Consider the following 17,908-nt stretch of genomic DNA (forward strand, 5'->3'; position numbering starts at 1 on the left):
TGTAGCCCTGTCGGTATTCAAAGGCAGGATATCATCAGTCGATGCTCTCCGACCACTAATTCAGCGCTCAAGAGCAAATGTTCGTGCTCCTTGGGACAAGGATGGACAAAGTCTGCCCATTTCTTCAGATTACAGACCTCAGCCTGCAGGGCATCTTGGTAAAACTGGACCGCTTCCACCCCATTTCCATTCGTTACTAGATTGATTTCTAGCGCTTGTATCATTTTAACATCCTCACATTGATAAATAAGCATTCTGCAACTTCTTCATTATACAAAATGGCAATTTTTATTATACAATTTTTGTAGAAAATTTCAAAAACAAACGAATTTCAGATAATTAAAGTCAATTCATAAATATTGGAATAATCAACTTTTTATCGATATTTATTCAAAAATTAACTTAAAATCATTTGTAAATATTTAGTTATTTTTAATCAAATAAAATTCCTGCTAGCCAGAAGATGACTGCAGGAACTTGGTCTAATCTTGTCTTTTAAACTGGAGCAAGCGGCTGCCTTGGAAGGTCAATTCTCCCTGGTCACCTTCAGCAAGTAGGGCATATTCCTCAGGCTTGACACGAAACTCCCTGCGCTCCTTCTGCCATTCAAAGGTCACATAGTAATTGGTCCTAGCCATTTCATTGCCAAAGACATGAGTGCGCTTGGACACTAGCTTGGCCTGCCGAATTTCCACCGGAGACTGGTTATTGCGATGCCATTCCAAAAAATTTCGGACGATTTGATAGACAACAATCCCCAAAATAATGGTGGCAACTGCATAAATGAATAGCATAATTACATCCACACTTCCACCTGGACCTAAAAGATTGTCAAACATAGTAGATACTCCTTTTACATTTATAAGAATAGTATATCATATTTTGAATGGCCAGGAAATTGAATATTGACTAAAATCATGATAAAATGAAGCATAATTTTGAAATGAAAGTGATGATACAAATGAAAAAACTACTTTTTCTAGGCCTTACTAGCAGCCTCCTACTGACAGCCTGCGCCAACTCAACAACGACACCAAGCAGCACTGAAGAGGCTAATTCAAGCTCTACCCTGCAAACAACTTCTGACTCGACAGCAGCCAGCAAATTCAAAAAAGACCTGGCCTACGCTGTCAACAATCCTGACGCCGTTTTTCCACAGTTGAGCCCAGAGGTTGCTGACAATGAGGCCCTGGTCAAGATAAAAACAACCGAGGGAGACATCACCATCAAGCTCTTCCCTGAATTGGCCCCTATGACGGTGGAAAACTTCCTGACCCACGCCAAAGAAGGCTACTACGATGGTACGATTTTCCACAGGGTTATCAAGGACTTTATGATTCAAGGCGGAGATCCCCTTGGCAATGGTACCGGTGGCGAGTCCATTTGGGCTGGCAAGGGGACGACCAAGGATGCCGGCTATGGTTTCAAGGATGAAATTTCTGCCTTCCTCTACAATATCCGTGGCTCTCTTTCCATGGCCAATGCTGGCGCGGGGACAAACGGCAGCCAGTTCTTCATCAACCAAAACACAACCGATATGTCCGGTCAATTGGCTGGCGCAGGCTATCCTGAAAAAATCCTACAAGCCTACAAAAACGGGGGCAATCCAAACCTGGATACCAAGCACACCGTCTTTGGTCAAGTTACCGAAGGCATGGACGTTGTGGATAAAATCGCCGCTGTAGAAACCGGCGAAAACGACAAGCCCAAAACAGATGTGAAAATCGAAAATATCGAAATCTTGAAAGACTACACCTTCCCAACAGAATAGACCAAAACCCAGTCGACGACTGGGTTTTAATCTTTCTCCAAAAAGGCAATCAATGTCTTGGCAGAACGTTCGCCTGCCTGGATGATAAATTCATCAAAGGTAATATTAGCATCGCCTTGAGCCGTGTCGCTCATGGCACGAATGACCAAGAAAGGCTTGCTCAGATTGACTGCTGCCTGGGCAATGGCGGCTCCTTCCATTTCAACAGCAAGGACCTGTGGAAAATGTCCTTTGATGGCCGCAATCTTGTCAGCACCTGCAATAAAACTGTCTCCTGTTGCGATTAGACCCACATGGCTGTCGATTTCCTGCTCTGCCAAAACGGCTGTCACCTTCTCAAGTAAGGCCTGGTCAGCCGGGAAATACAGTTCCTGCCCTGACATTTGCCCATAGGCATAGCCGAAGGCTGTCAAATCCACGTCATGGTAGGCTAGCTTGTCAGCCACTACCACATCACCGATTGAAATGCCCTCTGCCACTGCACCAGCCGATCCTGTATTGACAATGGCATCAACCTCAAAGCGGTCCACCAAAATGGCCACCGACATGGCTGACATGACCTTACCGATGCCTGACTGGACCAAAACTACCTCATGCTGGCCAAGTTTGCCTTGATAATAGGTTCTGCCAAGCACTTCTGTCTCGACTGGCTCCTGCAAATAGTCCACCAAAACCTTGAGTTCCTGGGGCATGGCTGCGATAATTCCAAATTTCATAATCTCTCCTACCAAAAAATAACCGCTACGATAAACAGAAGAACAAGAATCACTACCCAAAACAAGATTGTATTGACCTTGCTGCGAAAGGCTTCGCGCTTATTGGTCTCAATCCGTCTACTTTTAACAACCGAGGGTTGGACAGGGATGCGGATGGTATGCCCTTCTACATAGCCCTCGTATCCTTCCTCGTCCAGATAGTCCTGAAAATCATCTGGTTCCAAATAGACTTCCTTATCCGGATTGTAATGGCCAAACTGACTGGTATCTTCCAGTTTCTGACCCTTCTTAAATCGTTTTAGTATTTCATCTGTCAACAGGGACTTGCCCATGTTTAGACCTACTTTCTCATTAGTTGTGCATATTGAATAGCCATGATGGTCTTGGCGTCGCAAATGTCACCACTTGCCACCAAGTCCAGAGCCTGATCCAAGGTCACTTCATAGAGCTCGATGACCTCATCCTCGTCCATGGGACGGGGATTTTCTACCTTGACTAGATTTTCAGCCAGATAAAGATAGATGCGCTCGTTACAAAAACCAATAGCAGAATAGAAGTCTGCCAAGAGGGTCAGCTTGTCTGTCCGATAGCCGGTTTCCTCTTCCAATTCCCGCAGGGCTGCATCTTCTTGTGTAAATTCTTCACCCAGTTCCAGCTTGCCAGCGGGGATTTCATAAATAGCGCGTTCAATGGCCTTGCGATACTGCTTGACCAGGATAATCTTACCCTCCGCTGTCAGAGCCAGCACACAGACTGCTCCCTTGTGGAAAACCAGCTCACGCTTGCTGGTTCCGCCATTTGGCAGGGCAACATCATCGACAACGACGTCAAAAATTTTGCCCTTAAAAATCTCTGTCCGCTCAATAGTTTTTTCTTCAAAGTTCATGAAAAACTCCTACTTTTGACTAGGGTGGAAAGGAAAACGTTTGGCAGAGCCTTCCTTATTTTCCTGGCGACCGCGACCGATTCCAATCGAATCCGTCGGAACATCTTTGGTAATGGTTGAACCTGCTGCTAGGAGGGCATTATCGCCAACAGTTACCGGTGCAATGATGGTTGAGTTTGAACCGACAAATACACCATCACCAATCACTGTCTGGTACTTGTGTTGCCCGTCGTAATTGGCTGTAATCGTACCTGCACCGACGTTGACATCTTTTCCAATGGTTGCATTACCGAGATAAGTCAGATGACCAATCTTGGACTGTTCACCGATTGTCGTAGCCTTAACTTCAACAAAGTTGCCGACGTGGGCATCTTTACCAAGAATGGACTGAGGACGGATATGGGCGAATGGCCCCACTGTCACGCCTGTTTCAATGACAGATTCTTCAATATCGGAGTTTGTAATAACCACATCCGCTGCAATCTTGGAATCACGAACTCGGGTGCCGTTGGTCAAAACTGTCCGCTCACCGATGGTCGTTGCGCCCTTGAGGACAACATTGGCCTCGATGACTGCCTCCGCACCGATTTCTACGTCAATGTCAATGTAAGTCGCATCTGGATTGATAAAGGTTACGCCGTTGATCATGTGTTTTTCATTGATCCGCTTGCGCATAACAGCTTCCGCCGTCGCAAGAGCAATACGGTCATTGACCCCCAAACTCTCATCAAAATCACGGAGGATATAGGCCCCGACCTTCTCACCAGCCTGACGGAAAATAGAAATAACATCGGTCAAATAGTATTCCCCTTGGGCATTGTCCGTGTTGATATCCTTGAGAGCCTCGAAGAGACGCTTGTTGTCAAAGAGATAGGTACCTGTATTGATTTCCTTGACCTGTTGTTCGAAATCGCTGGCATCCTTTTGCTCAACGATTTTCAGAACTTCGCCGTCAGCGTTACGGATAATGCGGCCGTAGCCAAAAGGATTGTCCGCCTGAGCAGTCAAAATCGTCGCCACGTTCTTATGACTGATGTGGAAGTTAATCAGATTTTTCAAGCTCTCACCCGTAATCAAAGGTGTGTCACCTGCGATAACCAAAGTCTGGCCCTCAAGACCTGCTAGAGCTGGCTCCGCCATCATGACTGCATGGCCTGTTCCCAACTGCTCTGATTGCAGGGCAAACTCGGACTGACCTTCAAGGACCGCTTGGACCAATTCTGCCTTGTGACCCACAATCGTCACGGTCTTGGCAGGATTGACAGCATCCACAGCTCGCTTGACATGCTCCAACATGGTGATGCCTGCCACCTTATGGAGAACTTTTGGCAGGTCTGACTTCATGCGGGTTCCCTTGCCCGCCGCTAGGATGATTGCATAGTTATTACTCATGATTACTCTCTTTTCATTGATACTGCTACCATTATAGCAAATTTTGATTGTTTTGGAAAATGGCAGAGCAAAAATCAAGTCTGCATTGGATAAAGAAAAAGAGGTCGAAACCTCTTTAGAATTTATGGAGCCATTTTCTATAGGCCAGTTCGGATAACAAAGTGGCACTAAAAACTGCTAGTAACATAGTGAACCAATTATCTGGTAAATCGAGCAGTCCGAAAAACACACCAAAGACGGACAAAAATATAACTATCATCATCAATAATCGCTTCATCTGGTCATCCTCCTGGCCGACAGTTAAAACAAGTGGACACCTCGAAAAATATCTGTCCGTTCCTTATCTGTCAAGCTTTTTAGTTCTTCCCAGACAGGTTTTTCCTCGTCTGTGAAACGCAGTTCTGTTCCCGGTAGACTAGCATTGGAAACAGCTTGAACCAAGCCCTGCAAACTTATTCCCAGAGCCATCCCCTCGCTCTGCACTACTTCAGCCCTAGTCTGGTCAAGGGTTGCAGTCAGCTGTTTTGCCGTCTCAGCACCGATTGACTCTGCCTTACCTGCCAGTATGGGTTTCAACTGGTCCAACAAACCAAGCACTTTTTCTTTGTCCATAAAGACCTCCTTATGAATCTTTTATTTATATTTATTATATCAAATCAACAAAAAAATACAAGGAAATACAGAACGTAGACAAACTAAACTCTGGATAAATAAACTGAGTAGCTCTGCTATGAAAAATAAAAATTAAGTTTATTTTGCGAGCGGAGTGAGCCCTAAGTCGGGACTTTCTGCTGTGATGAAAACGCTAGAAACGTTGTCGTTTCTGGCGTTCGGAGTCATTGAGACCTTAGGCTCAATGACTAGGTATGGAATTCCGAAGGAAGCTCAAACAGTCTGGGAGACTGTTTGAGGAGTAAACCCAGAAACTAGAAAGTTTACTACCGTCCGACATCACCTCAGAAAAGTCCGAAAGAGACTTTGTCTACAAACTCGGAAATATTCTCTATTTTGGATAGACTAATTCAAATTCTTCGCAGACCACCAGCATATCTTCAGAGAAGGTCAGACCTGCCTCTTCCAGCCAAATGGTGAAGAGTTCCTCATGAACCTGACGCCAATAGGACAGACTACGATTACCCTCGCCTTCTTTAAAAGCATGTTCTTCCGTCACTTGCAAAAAAGGGGTAACATAGACCTTGGTCGTTTCGATAATGCAAACGGAATTACCTTGGCTATCCAGAATGATGTCGTAACCACCAGTCTGTGGAATTTCTTCCCCTTCTAGTTCATAAAGTGGGTAAGCAGAGCTGGTTGCCGTCTTGATTCCACGCGCCACTAGGTCAGCTAATTCATCTGGTACTGCACCAAAAGCCCAAGCCTCTGGCTCAGGGCCCGCCTGCGGATTGACGGTCAAATATTCTTGCCATAATTGTGTTGGAATCATCATTTCTCCTTACTTTCTAGCCAACTAGCTCTGGTCAGACGGGTCACATGCTCCGTCCGAACCTCACCAATCAGCAAACACTCAACATTCTCCAGCTTGTGATGATAGGTAAAACCACACTTCTCCTGGGCACGCCTGGATTGCTCATTGCCCTCAAAATAGCCACACCAGATAGTTTCTAATTCTAGGGTTTCAAAGGCATGGCAGAGCAGTTTTCGGATTGCCTCTGGAACCAAACCTTGTCCCCAATAATCACGTCCTAGCCAGTAGCCCAGCTCCGCTTCCTTATCCGAAGTCGTCAGTTTACTAGCACCTCCAATCATTAAGCTAATAGCACCGACAGGCTTTCCAGTAATATTATCTACAAGAGCATAGGTTTCTGGTTGGGCAAAGACCGTCTCGATAACGTTCCGACTTTCTTCTAAGGATTGGTGGGCCGGCCACCCTGCACGCGGTCCGATTTCAGGATGCGAGGCCAGAGCAAAGAGGTTCTCCGCATCATCCACCGTCCAAGGACGGAGCAATAAACGTGGTGTTTCTATCATAAAATTCTCCTATTTCAAAACTCTAACTGTTGATAATCTGCCCTCTACGCAGCAAGCAGTTCATCCCAAACAAATCTATACCTTCTCAAGACTGAGTTCAACGGCCAAGCTTCTTGTTTCTAAATTACCCGGCAGGAGCAAAATCATCCCTGTCTGGGTCATCCTGCCAATGATATTCTGCCTGTCGGGCAATCTGCTCAGCCAATTCCTGACCAAATTGGTCCCGCACAAAACCGAGCACCATATCCATTCCCGCGGAGACACCTGAAGAAGTATAATACTTCCCATCATGGACCCAGCGCGCCTGTCTCTTCCAGTTGACAGCTAATCCTTGACTGGTCACCCAGTCAAAAGCAAGTTTATTGCTGGTCGCCTCCTTAGCATCGAGCAGACCCGCTTTTGCTAAAAGGGCGCTGCCAGTGCAAACAGACAAAACAAATGATGCCTGCTCAGCCAGTTGTCCTAAGCTGGTCAAGAAGGCTTCATTTTCAACCAAGGTACGGGTTCCCCGACCACCCGGTAGGAGCAAAACGTCAATAGGACTAGTCAAATCAAGAGGCTGAGTCAGTATTTCTACCCCCTGACGATTGCGAACTAGCCCACCAGCTAGAGACTGATAGGAAAAGTTAATAGCTGGAATACCAGCCAACAATTCCACCGGACCAAATAAATCCAAGGTTTCAAAATCTTCAAATACCAAGGCGATACATTTCATGACTGACCTTCTTCCTTTTTCTTCCATAGGAACAGACTGATGACGACGGCTACTGCCAAGCCGACGATTAGAAATTTGACAGGATGGGCCATTTGCCAAAAACTCTCGCTGGTTTGACCGTGTCGATTGGGCAGACCAATGGTGAGAAAGAAAGCCAAGAAAATCAGCTGATACCAGAGCGCTGACCGAATAAAGGCCAACTTCTTTTTCAACTGCTGCTTTGGCACTTCAAACAGATAGAATGACATCAGATAGGCATTCAAAATCAACAAATAAACCAAGGCGCTGGGCCAGCCCCACCAAAATTTGGTAACTAGCAACAAGGCTAGGGGAACAAGCAGGGTCTTGACCAAGCCTAGTAAAACATTTTTTATCATTTCAAACTCCAACCACCGTCGATGGTGATAATCTGTCCCTGCATGGATGCTAGTTTGCCAGAGGCCAGCATAAATGTCAGCTCTGCGATTTCCTCAGGCTGGGTCCAACGACCAATCGGTGTCTGCTCCGCGACCCAGTCCGCCAGGCCACCAGGCTCAAAGTCCTTCTGGGTCATGCCTGTCTGCACGGCACCTGGGGCAATGCCAAAGACCTGGACCTTGTCCTTAGCATAGTCCAGTGCCAACTGCTTGGTAAAGCCTGCCAAAGCATGCTTGGAGGCAGTATAGGCGGAACCTCCTCCACCTGCTAGACTGGAGGCAATGGAACACATATTGATGATGATGCCTGACTGTCTGTCCACCATTTGCTGCAGATAGGAACGGGTCAGTCTGGTCACCGCAAAAAAATTGACCGCGAAGATGCGAGCTAATTCATCCTCCTCAATATCCAGATGGGGACGGTAATCGTCTAGTATGCCTGCGGTGTTACAGAGGACATCGACTGACTGGCACCATGAAAAGACGGGCGATAAATCGCCTGTCAGGTCCTGCTGTAGAAAGTGGAAATCGCCTGCCAAATCAGGCTTGCTAGCCAGATCAACTCCGAAGACACGCCAGCCATTTTCCAAAAAAATCCCCGCCTGAGCTAGTCCGATACCGCTGGAAACGCCGGTGATGAGGGCTGTCTTAGTCATGGACTTCTATCCAGTCGGTCGCAAGGACGTCGCAGGGGGTCGGGCTCCACATGGAGAAGCCTTCACCCTCGCCGGTCACGTTGATGAGGAAGTAGGGCGTCGCCTCCAGCTTTTGCCCGTGGACCTCAATGGTGTCAAAGAGCTGGACGTAGTTCTCCGCTCCTCCCCAGCCTGTGCGAACGTACTTTTTCTTGGCTTTCAAGCCTGGTAAAATCTCTTCAAATGTCATGGTTTACTCCTTTATTGTCTATAAACGTTGATTTAATAAGGTTTCTAGCACCTTGTATTGAGTTAATTTTGTAATTTTTTCACCTTTTTGTGAAGTTACAGTAATTTGTATCTATCCGACCGTTGAAAATACAATCTTGTTGGTTTATCAGGAAAATAGAATGTATCCAAAGACTTTTTGAGCCTTTGATAGGCTGGACAGATTTCTGGTATCTTTCCTTGCCCCTTTGGGATAGAGAGGGGGTGAAGTGGTCTAATGGACTTATTTATCATCGTATTTGTTGCACCTTTGCTGGTATCTATCCTAACAGCATTGTTTGAGTATTGGCTCAACTCACGCAACAAATAACCCTAGGGCGCTAGCTAGAACTAGCTAGGAGCCAAAAGAAAACCCCTGACATTGTGGAATCTGTCAGGGGCTTTTTGTGTTCCAATGGAACTTACTTATCATTAGCTAAAGTATAGCATCCCCTCATTCAATTGTCAAATGTTTTTAACCAACATGTCGTTTGACTTCTAGTCTTTCTCCTCTGGAATATATCACCTCATCCTCCGAACATCTTAGTTAATTATTTCATAGTTCATCTCATTATACCAAAAAATTACTTGACCACTTTCGGTTTTCTCACCAGCAAGACCATAGAGCCAATCCAGAAAACCACAGCTGGCAGAATAACCAAGACCAGATTTAACCAAGTTGGCACCATCATAACCAGATTGAGAATTCCACCAGCAAGCATGAGTCCATAGGTTGGCAAAAAGACATGGCTGACCAGCTTTTCCTTACGGTAACATAGCAGAGCGAGACCGATGAGGATGACTGGAATCAGGCTTGTCCAACCAGTCAAAGAGATGTCTGTACCATCCGGCAATAGGATGAAACGACCGGCCAAAATTGCTACATAGACCAGTGGAAAACCAATATAGGTCGCCCAAATTTTCAGTTTAGAAGTCTGGTAAATCAAATTCCGTAACAAGAGCATGATGCCAGCCGGCAGTAGAAAGGCCAGCAAACTATCACACACCAGAGCTAACCAATTAAATTGGACTGTGCCTGATCCTGCAAATTCCATGAGAAATCGACTGCCGACATAGACCAGCCAGACAAGCCCTGCCAGGTGTCCAACTTCCTTGACTCCGATCGGAGGCAAATAGTTCAACAAATCATCCGCCATCTGCTTGCTGTCTTTGTCCAGAAAATCCTCCGCCGAAAGCCCGGCTTCTTGAGCTTCAAGGACATCTTGGTAAATAGATAAAAGCTGGGCAGTCACTGCTTCTTCCTGCCTGTGAAAAACAGATGCAATCATCATGTAGCCATTGATACGGCCCATGTATTCCTTGTTTTCCTTGGTCAGCTGGCTTTCAATCACTTCAATCTGCTTGCGGTATTCCATTTGTTTGCTCATCTTACTCTCCCTTCACTTTCTCCACTTTTTCGACGAGTTCTCCCCACTGGACCCAAAAATCGTTTAAGTAGCTCTGCCCTTGGTCCGTCAAATAAAAATACTTCCTGTCAGGTCCTTCTGGCGAGGGCTTGTTCTGACTAAAAATCAGACTATTTTTCTCTAACTTCTGAAGGAGGGGATAGACTGTTCCTCCGACCATGTTTTCAAAGCCCTGCTTTCTCAACTCCTGGACCAACTCATAACCATAAATCTCCTTCTGACTGATAATTTGTAAGACACAGCCATCCAGGACCCCCTTGAGCATCTGGGTTTCTTTCATAAGCCCACCTCTTCATCTGTAAAAAAACCAAACAGTAAGCCTGATACTAACAGGATGTCTAAGATCAAAATAGAATCCAAAGTCCAGCCAGTTATAATAGCCGTCACAAGCATGATGCCTACTAGTTTCCAACTTTCCCGACTTTTCTTATCCAGTTTCATACTGCCTCCCCATCTAGTTTGTAATACCAACTAGCCTAATAAAAATAAAAGTGATTTTCTTTGTCTTCTATCACTAGTTTGTTTTACCTATTAGTTTTGTATCTATAGTATAACACAAGGTGGCTAGTATGTAAAACAAAATAGTGAAACCTATTCAAAAAATAAAAAAACTTGGGTTGCCCCAAGTTTAGGAAATAATCTGTTTGTAAGTCCGTGTCGTGATGGCATAGACCACTAGGTAGAGGAGGAGATAGCCACCACAGATGCCTGCTGTCACCTGCAACATAAGCCCTGCATTGACCACGCCGATAGACAACAAGATAGACGATAGCATCTTGTAGGCAAAGGCTAGATGAACAAAGGCAAGTAGGATAGGCAGGAAGAAAACTGTCAGCAATTGCTTGCGAATGGACTGTCTAGTCTGGTCCTCATCCAGACCAACCTTGGTCATAATGACGAAGCGATCTCTGTCTTCATAGCCTTCTGAAATCTGTTTGAAGTAAATTACCAGCACCACTGCCATCAAAAAGATGAGCGATAGCAAGAGACCGATGAAGAAGAGAGAGCCTGCAAAACTGAAGTAATTCCGTGTCGCATAGGCACGGTAAGCGAGACTAACCGTGTTAGTACCATCTGGCAAAATATTGGAAGTCCACAGTTCGCTTTCAAAAGTACCGGATAAGAAGATCTCCTGGCTACTTACTTGTTCTTCTTCTGATAGACTGCTTTCAAAGCCCATATAATAGCGATTCTCAGCTTGATTTTCAAATATCGTCAAATCTTGAACCACAACGACTAAGTACTGACTGACATTGAAAGACATATGGTCAGGCAGATGCCCCAAGGTCACATTCTTGGGCAAGACTTGGACAACTTCCATCTCCTTTTCATCAAAGGTGAGGGTTTGACCAGCTTGATACTGGACTCCCTTACTATAAATGGCTACTTGGTCACTTGCCAGCTGGAGCGCTTCTCCAGTCATCTTTTCATAGCTGGCTTGATCAAGGATAAAACCAACACCCAGGTCAGAGAAATCTACGCTAGCTACATCTTCAACCGTAAAAAATCTTACGTGTTGGTTTGTCACCTCAGTAAAAGAGGCTTGCTGGTAAGGATAGACCACCTTACTTTCAACAGGAATATCCTTCTCTTCTAAGATAGCTTCCGCCCACTCCTCCACTTGTGATTTTGAAGTTGTTGGCTGCATCCCAACATCGATCGAATAGTCATTTGGATTTTGATTGGCGATATAATCTTTGCCACCGATGTAAATATTGAGTCCTCCAACCATGGTCACCAAGAACATGCTTGATAGGATGGTAATGGTCGCAAGCCCTAGAGCATTTTTCCGCATACGGAAAATCAAGTTGGATACAGAAATAAAATTCTCTGGCTTGTAGAAATAGGTCTGACGGTTCTTTAGCCAGTTTAAGAGACTGATGACACCTGATTGGAAAAGCAAATAAGTCCCAAAAATAACCAGAAGCGTCGCTCCAAAGAAACTTGGAATAGCTGTTAGCGGACTGGTCACTAGTTGGGCAATGGCGTAACCTGCCCCCAATAGGATAAGGGCTAAGAGGGTTTGTAGCCAGAGGAAGCCTGTTTTCTTGTCCCCTCGCTTCTTGCCCTGAACCAGCTTGAGTGAATCGGTCAAGCCCAGTTTCCCAATATTAAAGAGACTGACCAAGGCAAAAATCCCAAAGAGATAGATGACTACAGTTACCAAACTTTTCAACTGAAAGGTTGAAGCTAGGACAACAGGCATCTGCATGGCTTTCAGCAAGAGGGCATAGAAGAGTTTGTCCAGAGCCAGACCCAAGAGTAAGCCTGACAGAATAGTGCTGACTGAAAAGACCAGATTTTCTAAAAACGTCATCAAGAGAAGGTGTTTTTTCTCCAAGCCAAGGATACTATAGACACCAAACTCTTTTGACCGTTGCTTCATGACAAAACTATTGGCATAGAGAACCATGATGGCAACTGCCAACATGACCACAATCATACCAAAGCCCAGCACTTGAATCACCCCATTGGCCCCCTTGACCTGACCTAAATCAGGATGAAAAGCAAGCGAGGAAAAAATATAGGCAATGGCTGTGGACAAAATAGTCATCAGAGCATAGGGAAAATAAAGTCTGCGGTTCTTTTTGAGATTGGTTAAGCCCAATCGAAAGGTCAATCCCAGCATACTATTCACCTCGATTCGCCATGACTGTCAATGTATCTGAAATCAGCTGGTACATTTCCTGACTAGTTCGCTCACCACGGTAGATTTGATTGTAGAGGATACCGTCCTTGATAAAGAGGACCCGTTTGGCACGACTGGCTGCCGCTGTCGAGTGGGTTACCATCAAAATGGTTTGCCCTTCTTGATTGATTTTTTCAAAGATATCGAGAAGGGTTGCTGTTGATTTGGAGTCGAGGGCTCCAGTCGGTTCATCCGCCAAGAGGATTTCTGGCTGGGTGATGATGGCACGCGCCACCGCAACCCGTTGCTGCTGACCACCCGAAATCTCGTAGGGCATTTTGTCTTGTAAGGTCGTAATTCCCAGACTGTTGAGGGTTTGAATCAAACGCTTATTCATCTGGTCAAGCGGAAAACGGGATAAAACCAGAGGCAAGAGAACATTGTCCTTGACAGAAAGGGTGTCCAAGAGGTTGAAATCTTGGAAGACAAACCCCAATTTCTCCCGACGAAAGACTGCAGCTTCCTTGCTCTTAATCGTTTCTGTATTGACACCATTGAGCAGGACATGACCACGGGTCGGCTTGTCTAAGGTCGCAAGAATATTGAGCAAGGTGGATTTTCCAGAACCGGATTCTCCCATGATGGCCAGGTATTCGCCCTCCTCCACCGTAAAATGGATATCCTTGAGAGCCTCGACCTGCCCCGCCTTAAACCGAGAACTATAAATCTTTTGTACATGCTGCACGTCTAGTAGAACCATGATACTTCTCCTTTGGAAACTGTATTCACCAGTGCGGTCATTGAAATAAGAGATAGTTTTTGCTAATCAAGGGCTATGAGGGGCAGCAAACTAGCCATAAATCAGGTACCGAACTGTGAATACAAGTTCTTATTTTTATAATCCCATTTTACAGTTTCAACCCAAGGCCTGCCATAGCCCAAACTTTCATTTACCTTACAAAATTGTCACTTAATCCAAGGCCAGTTCTGTCTCTTTTATCCCAATCCGGACTTCAGTCCCTTGGCCTAACTTGGATTTGAGGGTAAGGGAATAGCCCAGCTCCGCAGCGATTTTCTTGGAGAGATAAAGCCCAAGGCCCGAAGACTGTTGGGTTCTACGACCATTGAAACCTGAAAAACCACGCTCAAATATCCGCTGCAGGTCACTCTCCGCAATCCCCAGACCCGTATCTCGAATGACCAGGTCGTGACCGTCTAGGAAAATGGAAATGGTCCCATTCTCACAATATTTGAGGGCATTGGAGAGGACTTGTTCAATCAAGAGACCCAGCCAGCGTTTGTCTGTTTTTAGGACTCGCGATAGGTCTCCCAAATCCAGCTTGGTTCTGGCCTGGATAAAAAAGAGGGAATATTTTTTGACCAGGTTCTTGACCAGTTCTTCCAGGTCCACCCGCTCAATAACTAGGTCGTCATGGAAGGATTGCAGGCGAAGATAATTGAGGACCAGACCTGTGTATTGCTCGATTTTGAAAAGTTGATTTTCCAGCTGGTAACGGATGTCTGGCTGGTCGATTTCCTTGGCCAGGAGCTGACTGGCAGCGATAGGAATCTTCATCTGGTGGGCCCAGAGGGTATAGTAGTCATCCAATTCGGTCTTGGCTTGAAGTTGCTGCTCCTGCAAGAGCTTGTTGTGGGCTTCTAGCTGCTGGACCTTTTCCTGCAAATACCGCTCTGCTGGGCTACCTGATGCCGCCTGCTGACCACGCCAGTATTTACCAAAGCGAGAAACATCCGCCAACAAGTCCCAGCCTAATGCCAAGAGCCAGACCAGGCTCAGGAGCAAGAGACCATAGGAGATGAGGGGGCGGTCCAGCTCAAAGAGGTAACTGAGGCCGTAGATGAAGAGGGCTAGGGCCGGGTAGGCCAGGAGATAGGGCAGGCGGTGGCGGATCCAGCTGGTCAGAAAGAGCCGATAATCTTCTCTAGTCATGAGCTTTCACCAGGCCGTAGCCGACCCCTTTCTTGGTAGCAATCAAGCCCGGTAGCCCCAGTTCATCCAACTTTTTCCGAAGGCGGGCCATGTTGACAGACAGGGTATTGTCATCTACGAAAATATCGCTATTCCAGAGCTGGCGCATGAGCTCCTCCCGGCTGACCACTTCCTGACCATGCTCGAAAAGAACCCGCAAAATCTGAAATTCGTTCTTGGTCAACTCCTCCACCTTCTGGTCGTACTGAACCTGCATGGTCTTAAGGTCAAGGGAAATCTCTCCAAACCAGAGCAAGCTCTGCTCACCAACAAAATCATAGGTCCGACGGAGCAGGCCTTGTATCTTGGCCAAGAGGACCGTCATCTCAAAGGGCTTGGTCACATAATCATCAGCCCCCATGTTAATGGCCATGACAATGTCCATGGGCTGGTCATGAGAGGACAAAAACATAATCGGAATGCGGGAGGTCTTGCGAATTTCCTGGCACCAATAGTAACCGTTGAAAAAGGGCAAACCGATATCCAGGAGAATCAAGTGTGGCTGAAAGCGGTCAATCTGGCTGAGAATATCCTGAAAGTCAGCCACTTCCTCCACCTCATAGTTCCAATTTCGTAAATTCTTGGCCACGAGCTGGCTGATGACCTTATCGTCTTCTATCAATAGAATCTTTTGCATAGGGACCTCCTTGGCTATACTATTATTATATCGTAAAATCGCTCCAGAAACCTTTCAAATTTGTCATTTTCCACAATATCCGCTATACTAAGACTACTATGGCAAACCTACTTGATTACCTAAAAGAAAGTCAATTCGATAGTTTTTATGATCGGCCGCTCAATAAGCTAGATATTTTGGCCCTGACCGAGCTAGCCTATCTGCCCTTCGACAGTCTAGTCCCAGCTGACTTTACTGAAAAAGGCGTCCGAATCGACCAATTAGCAGAAGATTTCGCAGCTAAATACCAGGATGAATTCCCACCTTTTTCTATGGTGACAAAGAGCCGACTAGCCATGTTTCAGTTGCTAGCCCAGGCCAAGCGCTTCAAGCATCTACGGGCCTTTGCCTATGTCGACCAATATGAACTGGACCTGCAGAAACAGTTTGCGGTCATCAGCTACCGCCTAGACCGGCAGACCATTGTCACCTGCTTCCGGGGGACAGATGATACCATTATCGGCTGGAAGGAAGATTTCCACATGACCTACATGGAGGAGATTCCTGCCCAAAAGTCCGCCAAGGAATACTTGGAAGGGCTGATAGGGAGCCAGCCAGGACTGTTTTATATCTCTGGTCACTCCAAGGGGGGCAACCTGGCACTCTATGCCAGCAGCAAGCTTGCGGCTGACTTGCAGGAACGGATTTTGCAGGTCTATCCCTACGATGCTCCTGGACTCCATAAGAAACACCTGGAAAGTCCGAGCTACCTGATGCTTGCTGATCGGGTCCACCCCATTATCCCGCAAAATTCTGTGGTCGGTATGATGCTGGAAACTCCTGACCATGTTCAAATCGTCCAGAGCAATACCATTGGTCTCCTCCAGCATATAAGCTTTTCCTGGGAAATTAACGGCAACGACTTCAAGCCTGCTCCAGCCCTAACAGAGGATAGCTTGCAGGTTGATCAAACCCTCAAAACCTGGACAGCCAGCCTGACAGAGGAGGAATTACAGGAATTTTTCGACCTCTTCTTCGGGCTCATCATGGAGGCTGGTATTGAAAAACTAGCGGACTTGACCGTCAACCCCCTCCAAAAATTGCAGGAAATCGACCGACTGCGCAAGGAATTGCCAGATGAAAAGGCCCAGATGTTGGACAAATTGAGCCGCTTACTAATTGATACCCGCTATAAAATTTGGCTGGAAGGCATCTACCAAAACCTGCCTCATACCAATTTCAAATTGCCTCAGTTCTCCCTCCATTTTCCCAGTCCTGAATTGAAGGTTCCTGGTTTCAAAAACAACACAGAAAACTATGTGAACGATAGAAGGAAGGTCCAGCCGGACGATTTTCTCAGAGTACCCAACTTCAAATTCCCGGATTGGAACGACTGGTTGAGAGGACCAAGCGATAAGAAAGACAAAGAAAACTAGCCTGGAAAAGCTAGTTTTTTCTATTATATTTGATGTTCTAGTCGAGCATTTTATTTTTCAAGACGAGCAACTACTTCTTCAAACATAAGCTTGGTTGACTCAAGACCACCACCTGACAGGTACCAGAGGTCTGGTGTCAGCGTGATGATTTTCTTGTTCTTACCAGCATTGGTTTCCTGGATGAGGGCGTTGTTGAGAATGTCCGAATTTTGCGTATCGTCGCCACCGATGGCCAGGGTGCGGTCAACAACAAAGATGATGTCTGGGTTGATCTGGCTGACACTCTCTAAGCTCAGGCTGGAACCGTGACTTCTGCCTTGATTTCCTTGGGTGTTTTCTTTCAGCTTGAGGTCAGTTGGTTGAAAGCCCAATGTCTTATAAATAAAGGAATAACGGCCGTCTGGAGCAATGCCTGCCATACTGCCTTCATTGAGCAGGACAGTTAGAGTGGTCAATTGGGTGTCCTTGTTTTTGTCTTGAGCCGTTTGAACAAGTGTGTCGATATCAGCCAGCTTGCTTTCAGCTTCTTTGACTACCTCGTCTCCGAAGAGTTTTGCCAATTCAGTAGCATTGGTCTTGACAGAGTTCAAATAATCAGAAGTAGAGGTCTCAAAGTATATAGCTGGCGCAATTTTCTCAAACTCTGCCTGCTGGTCCTGCGTACGACTGGACAGGATAATCAAATCCGGTTCCAACTCCGCAACCGTTTCAAGGTTGACTTCGCGCAGATTACCAACGTTTGTAATCTCTTTTTTATCCTTCAAGTCCTTCAAATAGGTTGGCAGGCTGTCTTTTGGCATCCCGACGATAGTGTCTTCCTTGCCAAGGGCACGCAGGCTGTCAGCCACACCGTAGTCCAAAACCACAATCTTTTGGGGATTACTTGGAACGGTTGTCTCACCCGTCGAGGTTTGAATAGTAATGTCCTGAGAGGTGCTGACCTGCTCCGCTGACGAACAAGCAGCTAGAGCAATGATGCTAAAGAGTGCTAAAAATGCGAGTGTGATGCGTTTCATAATTTTT

Annotated in this window: 24 protein-coding genes; 3 read left to right on the forward strand and 21 right to left on the reverse strand. The window is 46.1% G+C overall.

What is annotated here, in order from left to right; genetic code table 11:
• Positions 1-17: 17 nt before the first annotated feature.
• The gene (locus tag ACHBGV_RS01020; protein ID WP_394735456.1) at positions 18-224 is read right to left on the reverse strand and encodes a hypothetical protein; all 207 of its coding nucleotides are present in this window, start codon (positions 222-224) and stop codon (positions 18-20) included.
• Positions 225-482: 258 nt separating this feature from the next.
• Positions 483-839 (reverse strand): DUF2500 domain-containing protein, encoded by a 357-nt coding sequence (locus ACHBGV_RS01025; protein ID WP_105110993.1) that lies wholly within the window; start codon positions 837-839, stop codon positions 483-485.
• Between the two features lie 122 nt (positions 840-961).
• On the opposite strand from ACHBGV_RS01025, the gene ACHBGV_RS01030 reads away from it, so the two are divergent.
• Positions 962-1,771, forward strand: a complete 810-nt coding sequence (locus ACHBGV_RS01030) for a peptidylprolyl isomerase (RefSeq protein ID WP_394735457.1) — start codon at positions 962-964, stop codon at positions 1,769-1,771.
• Between the two features lie 26 nt (positions 1,772-1,797).
• On the opposite strand, the gene ACHBGV_RS01035 is transcribed toward ACHBGV_RS01030, so the two are convergent.
• The 11 genes from ACHBGV_RS01035 to ACHBGV_RS01085 all read right to left on the reverse strand — a co-directional run bounded on the left by ACHBGV_RS01035 (position 1,798) and on the right by ACHBGV_RS01085 (position 8,770).
• Entirely contained in the window at positions 1,798-2,487 is a 690-nt protein-coding gene (locus ACHBGV_RS01035; protein ID WP_125265666.1) for a 5'-methylthioadenosine/adenosylhomocysteine nucleosidase, read from the reverse strand.
• A gap of 8 nt (positions 2,488-2,495) precedes the next feature.
• A complete protein-coding gene (gene macP / locus ACHBGV_RS01040; protein ID WP_172021571.1) occupies positions 2,496-2,819 on the reverse strand; it encodes a cell wall synthase accessory phosphoprotein MacP in 324 nt (107 codons plus the stop codon).
• Positions 2,820-2,827: 8 nt separating this feature from the next.
• Positions 2,828-3,373, reverse strand: a complete 546-nt coding sequence (locus tag ACHBGV_RS01045; protein WP_105160653.1) for an NUDIX hydrolase — start codon at positions 3,371-3,373, stop codon at positions 2,828-2,830.
• A gap of 9 nt (positions 3,374-3,382) precedes the next feature.
• Positions 3,383-4,765, reverse strand: a complete 1,383-nt coding sequence (glmU, locus tag ACHBGV_RS01050) for a bifunctional UDP-N-acetylglucosamine diphosphorylase/glucosamine-1-phosphate N-acetyltransferase GlmU (protein ID WP_172010054.1) — start codon at positions 4,763-4,765, stop codon at positions 3,383-3,385.
• Positions 4,766-5,065: 300 nt separating this feature from the next.
• On the reverse strand, positions 5,066-5,377 hold the full coding sequence (locus ACHBGV_RS01055) for a hypothetical protein (protein ID WP_394735458.1): 312 nt from the start codon (positions 5,375-5,377) through the stop codon (positions 5,066-5,068).
• 391 nt (positions 5,378-5,768) lie between these two features.
• A complete protein-coding gene (locus ACHBGV_RS01060) occupies positions 5,769-6,209 on the reverse strand; it encodes an ASCH domain-containing protein (protein WP_394735459.1) in 441 nt (146 codons plus the stop codon).
• The gene (locus ACHBGV_RS01065) at positions 6,209-6,754 is read right to left on the reverse strand and encodes a GNAT family N-acetyltransferase (RefSeq protein WP_394735460.1); all 546 of its coding nucleotides are present in this window, start codon (positions 6,752-6,754) and stop codon (positions 6,209-6,211) included. The genes ACHBGV_RS01060 and ACHBGV_RS01065 overlap by 1 nt, the downstream gene beginning before the upstream one ends.
• 124 nt (positions 6,755-6,878) lie before the next feature.
• Entirely contained in the window at positions 6,879-7,469 is a 591-nt protein-coding gene (locus tag ACHBGV_RS01070; protein WP_105160648.1) for a DJ-1/PfpI family protein, read from the reverse strand.
• On the reverse strand, positions 7,466-7,846 hold the full coding sequence (locus tag ACHBGV_RS01075; protein ID WP_394735461.1) for a hypothetical protein: 381 nt from the start codon (positions 7,844-7,846) through the stop codon (positions 7,466-7,468). Before ACHBGV_RS01075 ends, ACHBGV_RS01070 begins: the two co-directional genes overlap by 4 nt.
• Entirely contained in the window at positions 7,843-8,541 is a 699-nt protein-coding gene (locus tag ACHBGV_RS01080; RefSeq protein ID WP_394735462.1) for a 3-oxoacyl-ACP reductase, read from the reverse strand. Before ACHBGV_RS01080 ends, ACHBGV_RS01075 begins: the two co-directional genes overlap by 4 nt.
• Positions 8,534-8,770, reverse strand: coding sequence for a DUF2829 domain-containing protein (locus ACHBGV_RS01085; protein WP_394735463.1), 237 nt, complete (start codon positions 8,768-8,770; stop codon positions 8,534-8,536). Before ACHBGV_RS01085 ends, ACHBGV_RS01080 begins: the two co-directional genes overlap by 8 nt.
• A gap of 255 nt (positions 8,771-9,025) precedes the next feature.
• Here ACHBGV_RS01085 and ACHBGV_RS01090 point away from each other — a divergent pair, with 255 nt between their 5' ends.
• The gene (locus ACHBGV_RS01090; protein ID WP_153047860.1) at positions 9,026-9,118 is read left to right on the forward strand and encodes a type I toxin-antitoxin system Fst family toxin; all 93 of its coding nucleotides are present in this window, start codon (positions 9,026-9,028) and stop codon (positions 9,116-9,118) included.
• Between the two features lie 253 nt (positions 9,119-9,371).
• Here the strand turns inward: ACHBGV_RS01090 and ACHBGV_RS01095 are convergent, their stop codons facing one another.
• The 7 genes from ACHBGV_RS01095 to ACHBGV_RS01125 form a co-directional block, all read right to left on the reverse strand.
• Positions 9,372-10,175, reverse strand: a complete 804-nt coding sequence (locus ACHBGV_RS01095; RefSeq protein WP_394735464.1) for a hypothetical protein — start codon at positions 10,173-10,175, stop codon at positions 9,372-9,374.
• A 1-nt stretch (position 10,176) separates the two neighbouring features.
• Positions 10,177-10,494 (reverse strand): PadR family transcriptional regulator, encoded by a 318-nt coding sequence (locus ACHBGV_RS01100; protein ID WP_105123210.1) that lies wholly within the window; start codon positions 10,492-10,494, stop codon positions 10,177-10,179.
• Entirely contained in the window at positions 10,491-10,655 is a 165-nt protein-coding gene (locus ACHBGV_RS01105) for a hypothetical protein (protein WP_394735465.1), read from the reverse strand. The genes ACHBGV_RS01100 and ACHBGV_RS01105 overlap by 4 nt, the downstream gene beginning before the upstream one ends.
• Before the next feature lie 187 nt (positions 10,656-10,842).
• Positions 10,843-12,843 (reverse strand): FtsX-like permease family protein, encoded by a 2,001-nt coding sequence (locus tag ACHBGV_RS01110; protein ID WP_394735466.1) that lies wholly within the window; start codon positions 12,841-12,843, stop codon positions 10,843-10,845.
• A 1-nt stretch (position 12,844) separates the two neighbouring features.
• Positions 12,845-13,603, reverse strand: coding sequence for an ABC transporter ATP-binding protein (locus ACHBGV_RS01115; RefSeq protein ID WP_394735467.1), 759 nt, complete (start codon positions 13,601-13,603; stop codon positions 12,845-12,847).
• A gap of 210 nt (positions 13,604-13,813) precedes the next feature.
• Complete coding sequence (locus ACHBGV_RS01120) at positions 13,814-14,794, reverse strand: ATP-binding protein (protein ID WP_172096089.1); 981 nt, start codon at positions 14,792-14,794, stop codon at positions 13,814-13,816.
• Positions 14,787-15,470, reverse strand: coding sequence for a response regulator transcription factor (locus tag ACHBGV_RS01125; RefSeq protein WP_105110382.1), 684 nt, complete (start codon positions 15,468-15,470; stop codon positions 14,787-14,789). The genes ACHBGV_RS01120 and ACHBGV_RS01125 overlap by 8 nt, the downstream gene beginning before the upstream one ends.
• Positions 15,471-15,568: 98 nt before the next feature.
• Between ACHBGV_RS01125 and ACHBGV_RS01130 the strand changes: the two genes are divergently transcribed.
• Entirely contained in the window at positions 15,569-16,885 is a 1,317-nt protein-coding gene (locus ACHBGV_RS01130; RefSeq protein ID WP_394735468.1) for a DUF2974 domain-containing protein, read from the forward strand.
• A gap of 50 nt (positions 16,886-16,935) precedes the next feature.
• On the opposite strand, the gene ACHBGV_RS01135 is transcribed toward ACHBGV_RS01130, so the two are convergent.
• On the reverse strand, positions 16,936-17,901 hold the full coding sequence (locus ACHBGV_RS01135) for a siderophore ABC transporter substrate-binding protein (RefSeq protein ID WP_394735469.1): 966 nt from the start codon (positions 17,899-17,901) through the stop codon (positions 16,936-16,938).
• Positions 17,902-17,908: the final 7 nt, after the last annotated feature.

Origin of the sequence: Streptococcus sp. A34 (assembly GCF_043674115.1) — a bacterium.
GTDB classification, from domain to species: domain Bacteria; phylum Bacillota; class Bacilli; order Lactobacillales; family Streptococcaceae; genus Streptococcus; species Streptococcus suis_V.

Bases quoted from the DNA above. Each gene is read 5' to 3' on its own strand.
- ACHBGV_RS01025 (WP_105110993.1), bottom strand. From the start codon at position 839: ATGTTTGACAATCTTTTAGGTCCAGGTGGAAGTGTGGATGTAATTATG.
- ACHBGV_RS01095 (WP_394735464.1), bottom strand. From the start codon at position 10,175: ATGAGCAAACAAATGGAATACCGCAAGCAGATTGAAGTGATTGAAAGC.
- ACHBGV_RS01035 (WP_125265666.1), bottom strand. From the start codon at position 2,487: ATGAAATTTGGAATTATCGCAGCCATGCCCCAGGAACTCAAGGTTTTG.
- ACHBGV_RS01110 (WP_394735466.1), bottom strand. From the start codon at position 12,843: ATGCTGGGATTGACCTTTCGATTGGGCTTAACCAATCTCAAAAAGAAC.
- ACHBGV_RS01130 (WP_394735468.1), top strand. From the start codon at position 15,569: ATGGCAAACCTACTTGATTACCTAAAAGAAAGTCAATTCGATAGTTTT.
- ACHBGV_RS01080 (WP_394735462.1), bottom strand. From the start codon at position 8,541: ATGACTAAGACAGCCCTCATCACCGGCGTTTCCAGCGGTATCGGACTA.
- ACHBGV_RS01135 (WP_394735469.1), bottom strand. From the start codon at position 17,901: ATGAAACGCATCACACTCGCATTTTTAGCACTCTTTAGCATCATTGCT.
- ACHBGV_RS01045 (WP_105160653.1), bottom strand. From the start codon at position 3,373: ATGAACTTTGAAGAAAAAACTATTGAGCGGACAGAGATTTTTAAGGGC.
- ACHBGV_RS01125 (WP_105110382.1), bottom strand. From the start codon at position 15,470: ATGCAAAAGATTCTATTGATAGAAGACGATAAGGTCATCAGCCAGCTC.
- ACHBGV_RS01055 (WP_394735458.1), bottom strand. From the start codon at position 5,377: ATGGACAAAGAAAAAGTGCTTGGTTTGTTGGACCAGTTGAAACCCATA.
- ACHBGV_RS01065 (WP_394735460.1), bottom strand. From the start codon at position 6,754: ATGATAGAAACACCACGTTTATTGCTCCGTCCTTGGACGGTGGATGAT.
- ACHBGV_RS01120 (WP_172096089.1), bottom strand. From the start codon at position 14,794: ATGACTAGAGAAGATTATCGGCTCTTTCTGACCAGCTGGATCCGCCAC.
- ACHBGV_RS01070 (WP_105160648.1), bottom strand. From the start codon at position 7,469: ATGAAATGTATCGCCTTGGTATTTGAAGATTTTGAAACCTTGGATTTA.
- ACHBGV_RS01075 (WP_394735461.1), bottom strand. From the start codon at position 7,846: ATGATAAAAAATGTTTTACTAGGCTTGGTCAAGACCCTGCTTGTTCCC.
- ACHBGV_RS01085 (WP_394735463.1), bottom strand. From the start codon at position 8,770: ATGACATTTGAAGAGATTTTACCAGGCTTGAAAGCCAAGAAAAAGTAC.
- ACHBGV_RS01115 (WP_394735467.1), bottom strand. From the start codon at position 13,603: ATGGTTCTACTAGACGTGCAGCATGTACAAAAGATTTATAGTTCTCGG.
- ACHBGV_RS01030 (WP_394735457.1), top strand. From the start codon at position 962: ATGAAAAAACTACTTTTTCTAGGCCTTACTAGCAGCCTCCTACTGACA.
- ACHBGV_RS01060 (WP_394735459.1), bottom strand. From the start codon at position 6,209: ATGATTCCAACACAATTATGGCAAGAATATTTGACCGTCAATCCGCAG.
- ACHBGV_RS01090 (WP_153047860.1), top strand. From the start codon at position 9,026: ATGGACTTATTTATCATCGTATTTGTTGCACCTTTGCTGGTATCTATC.
- macP (WP_172021571.1), bottom strand. From the start codon at position 2,819: ATGGGCAAGTCCCTGTTGACAGATGAAATACTAAAACGATTTAAGAAG.
- ACHBGV_RS01020 (WP_394735456.1), bottom strand. From the start codon at position 224: ATGATACAAGCGCTAGAAATCAATCTAGTAACGAATGGAAATGGGGTG.
- glmU (WP_172010054.1), bottom strand. From the start codon at position 4,765: ATGAGTAATAACTATGCAATCATCCTAGCGGCGGGCAAGGGAACCCGC.
- ACHBGV_RS01100 (WP_105123210.1), bottom strand. From the start codon at position 10,494: ATGAAAGAAACCCAGATGCTCAAGGGGGTCCTGGATGGCTGTGTCTTA.
- ACHBGV_RS01105 (WP_394735465.1), bottom strand. From the start codon at position 10,655: ATGAAACTGGATAAGAAAAGTCGGGAAAGTTGGAAACTAGTAGGCATC.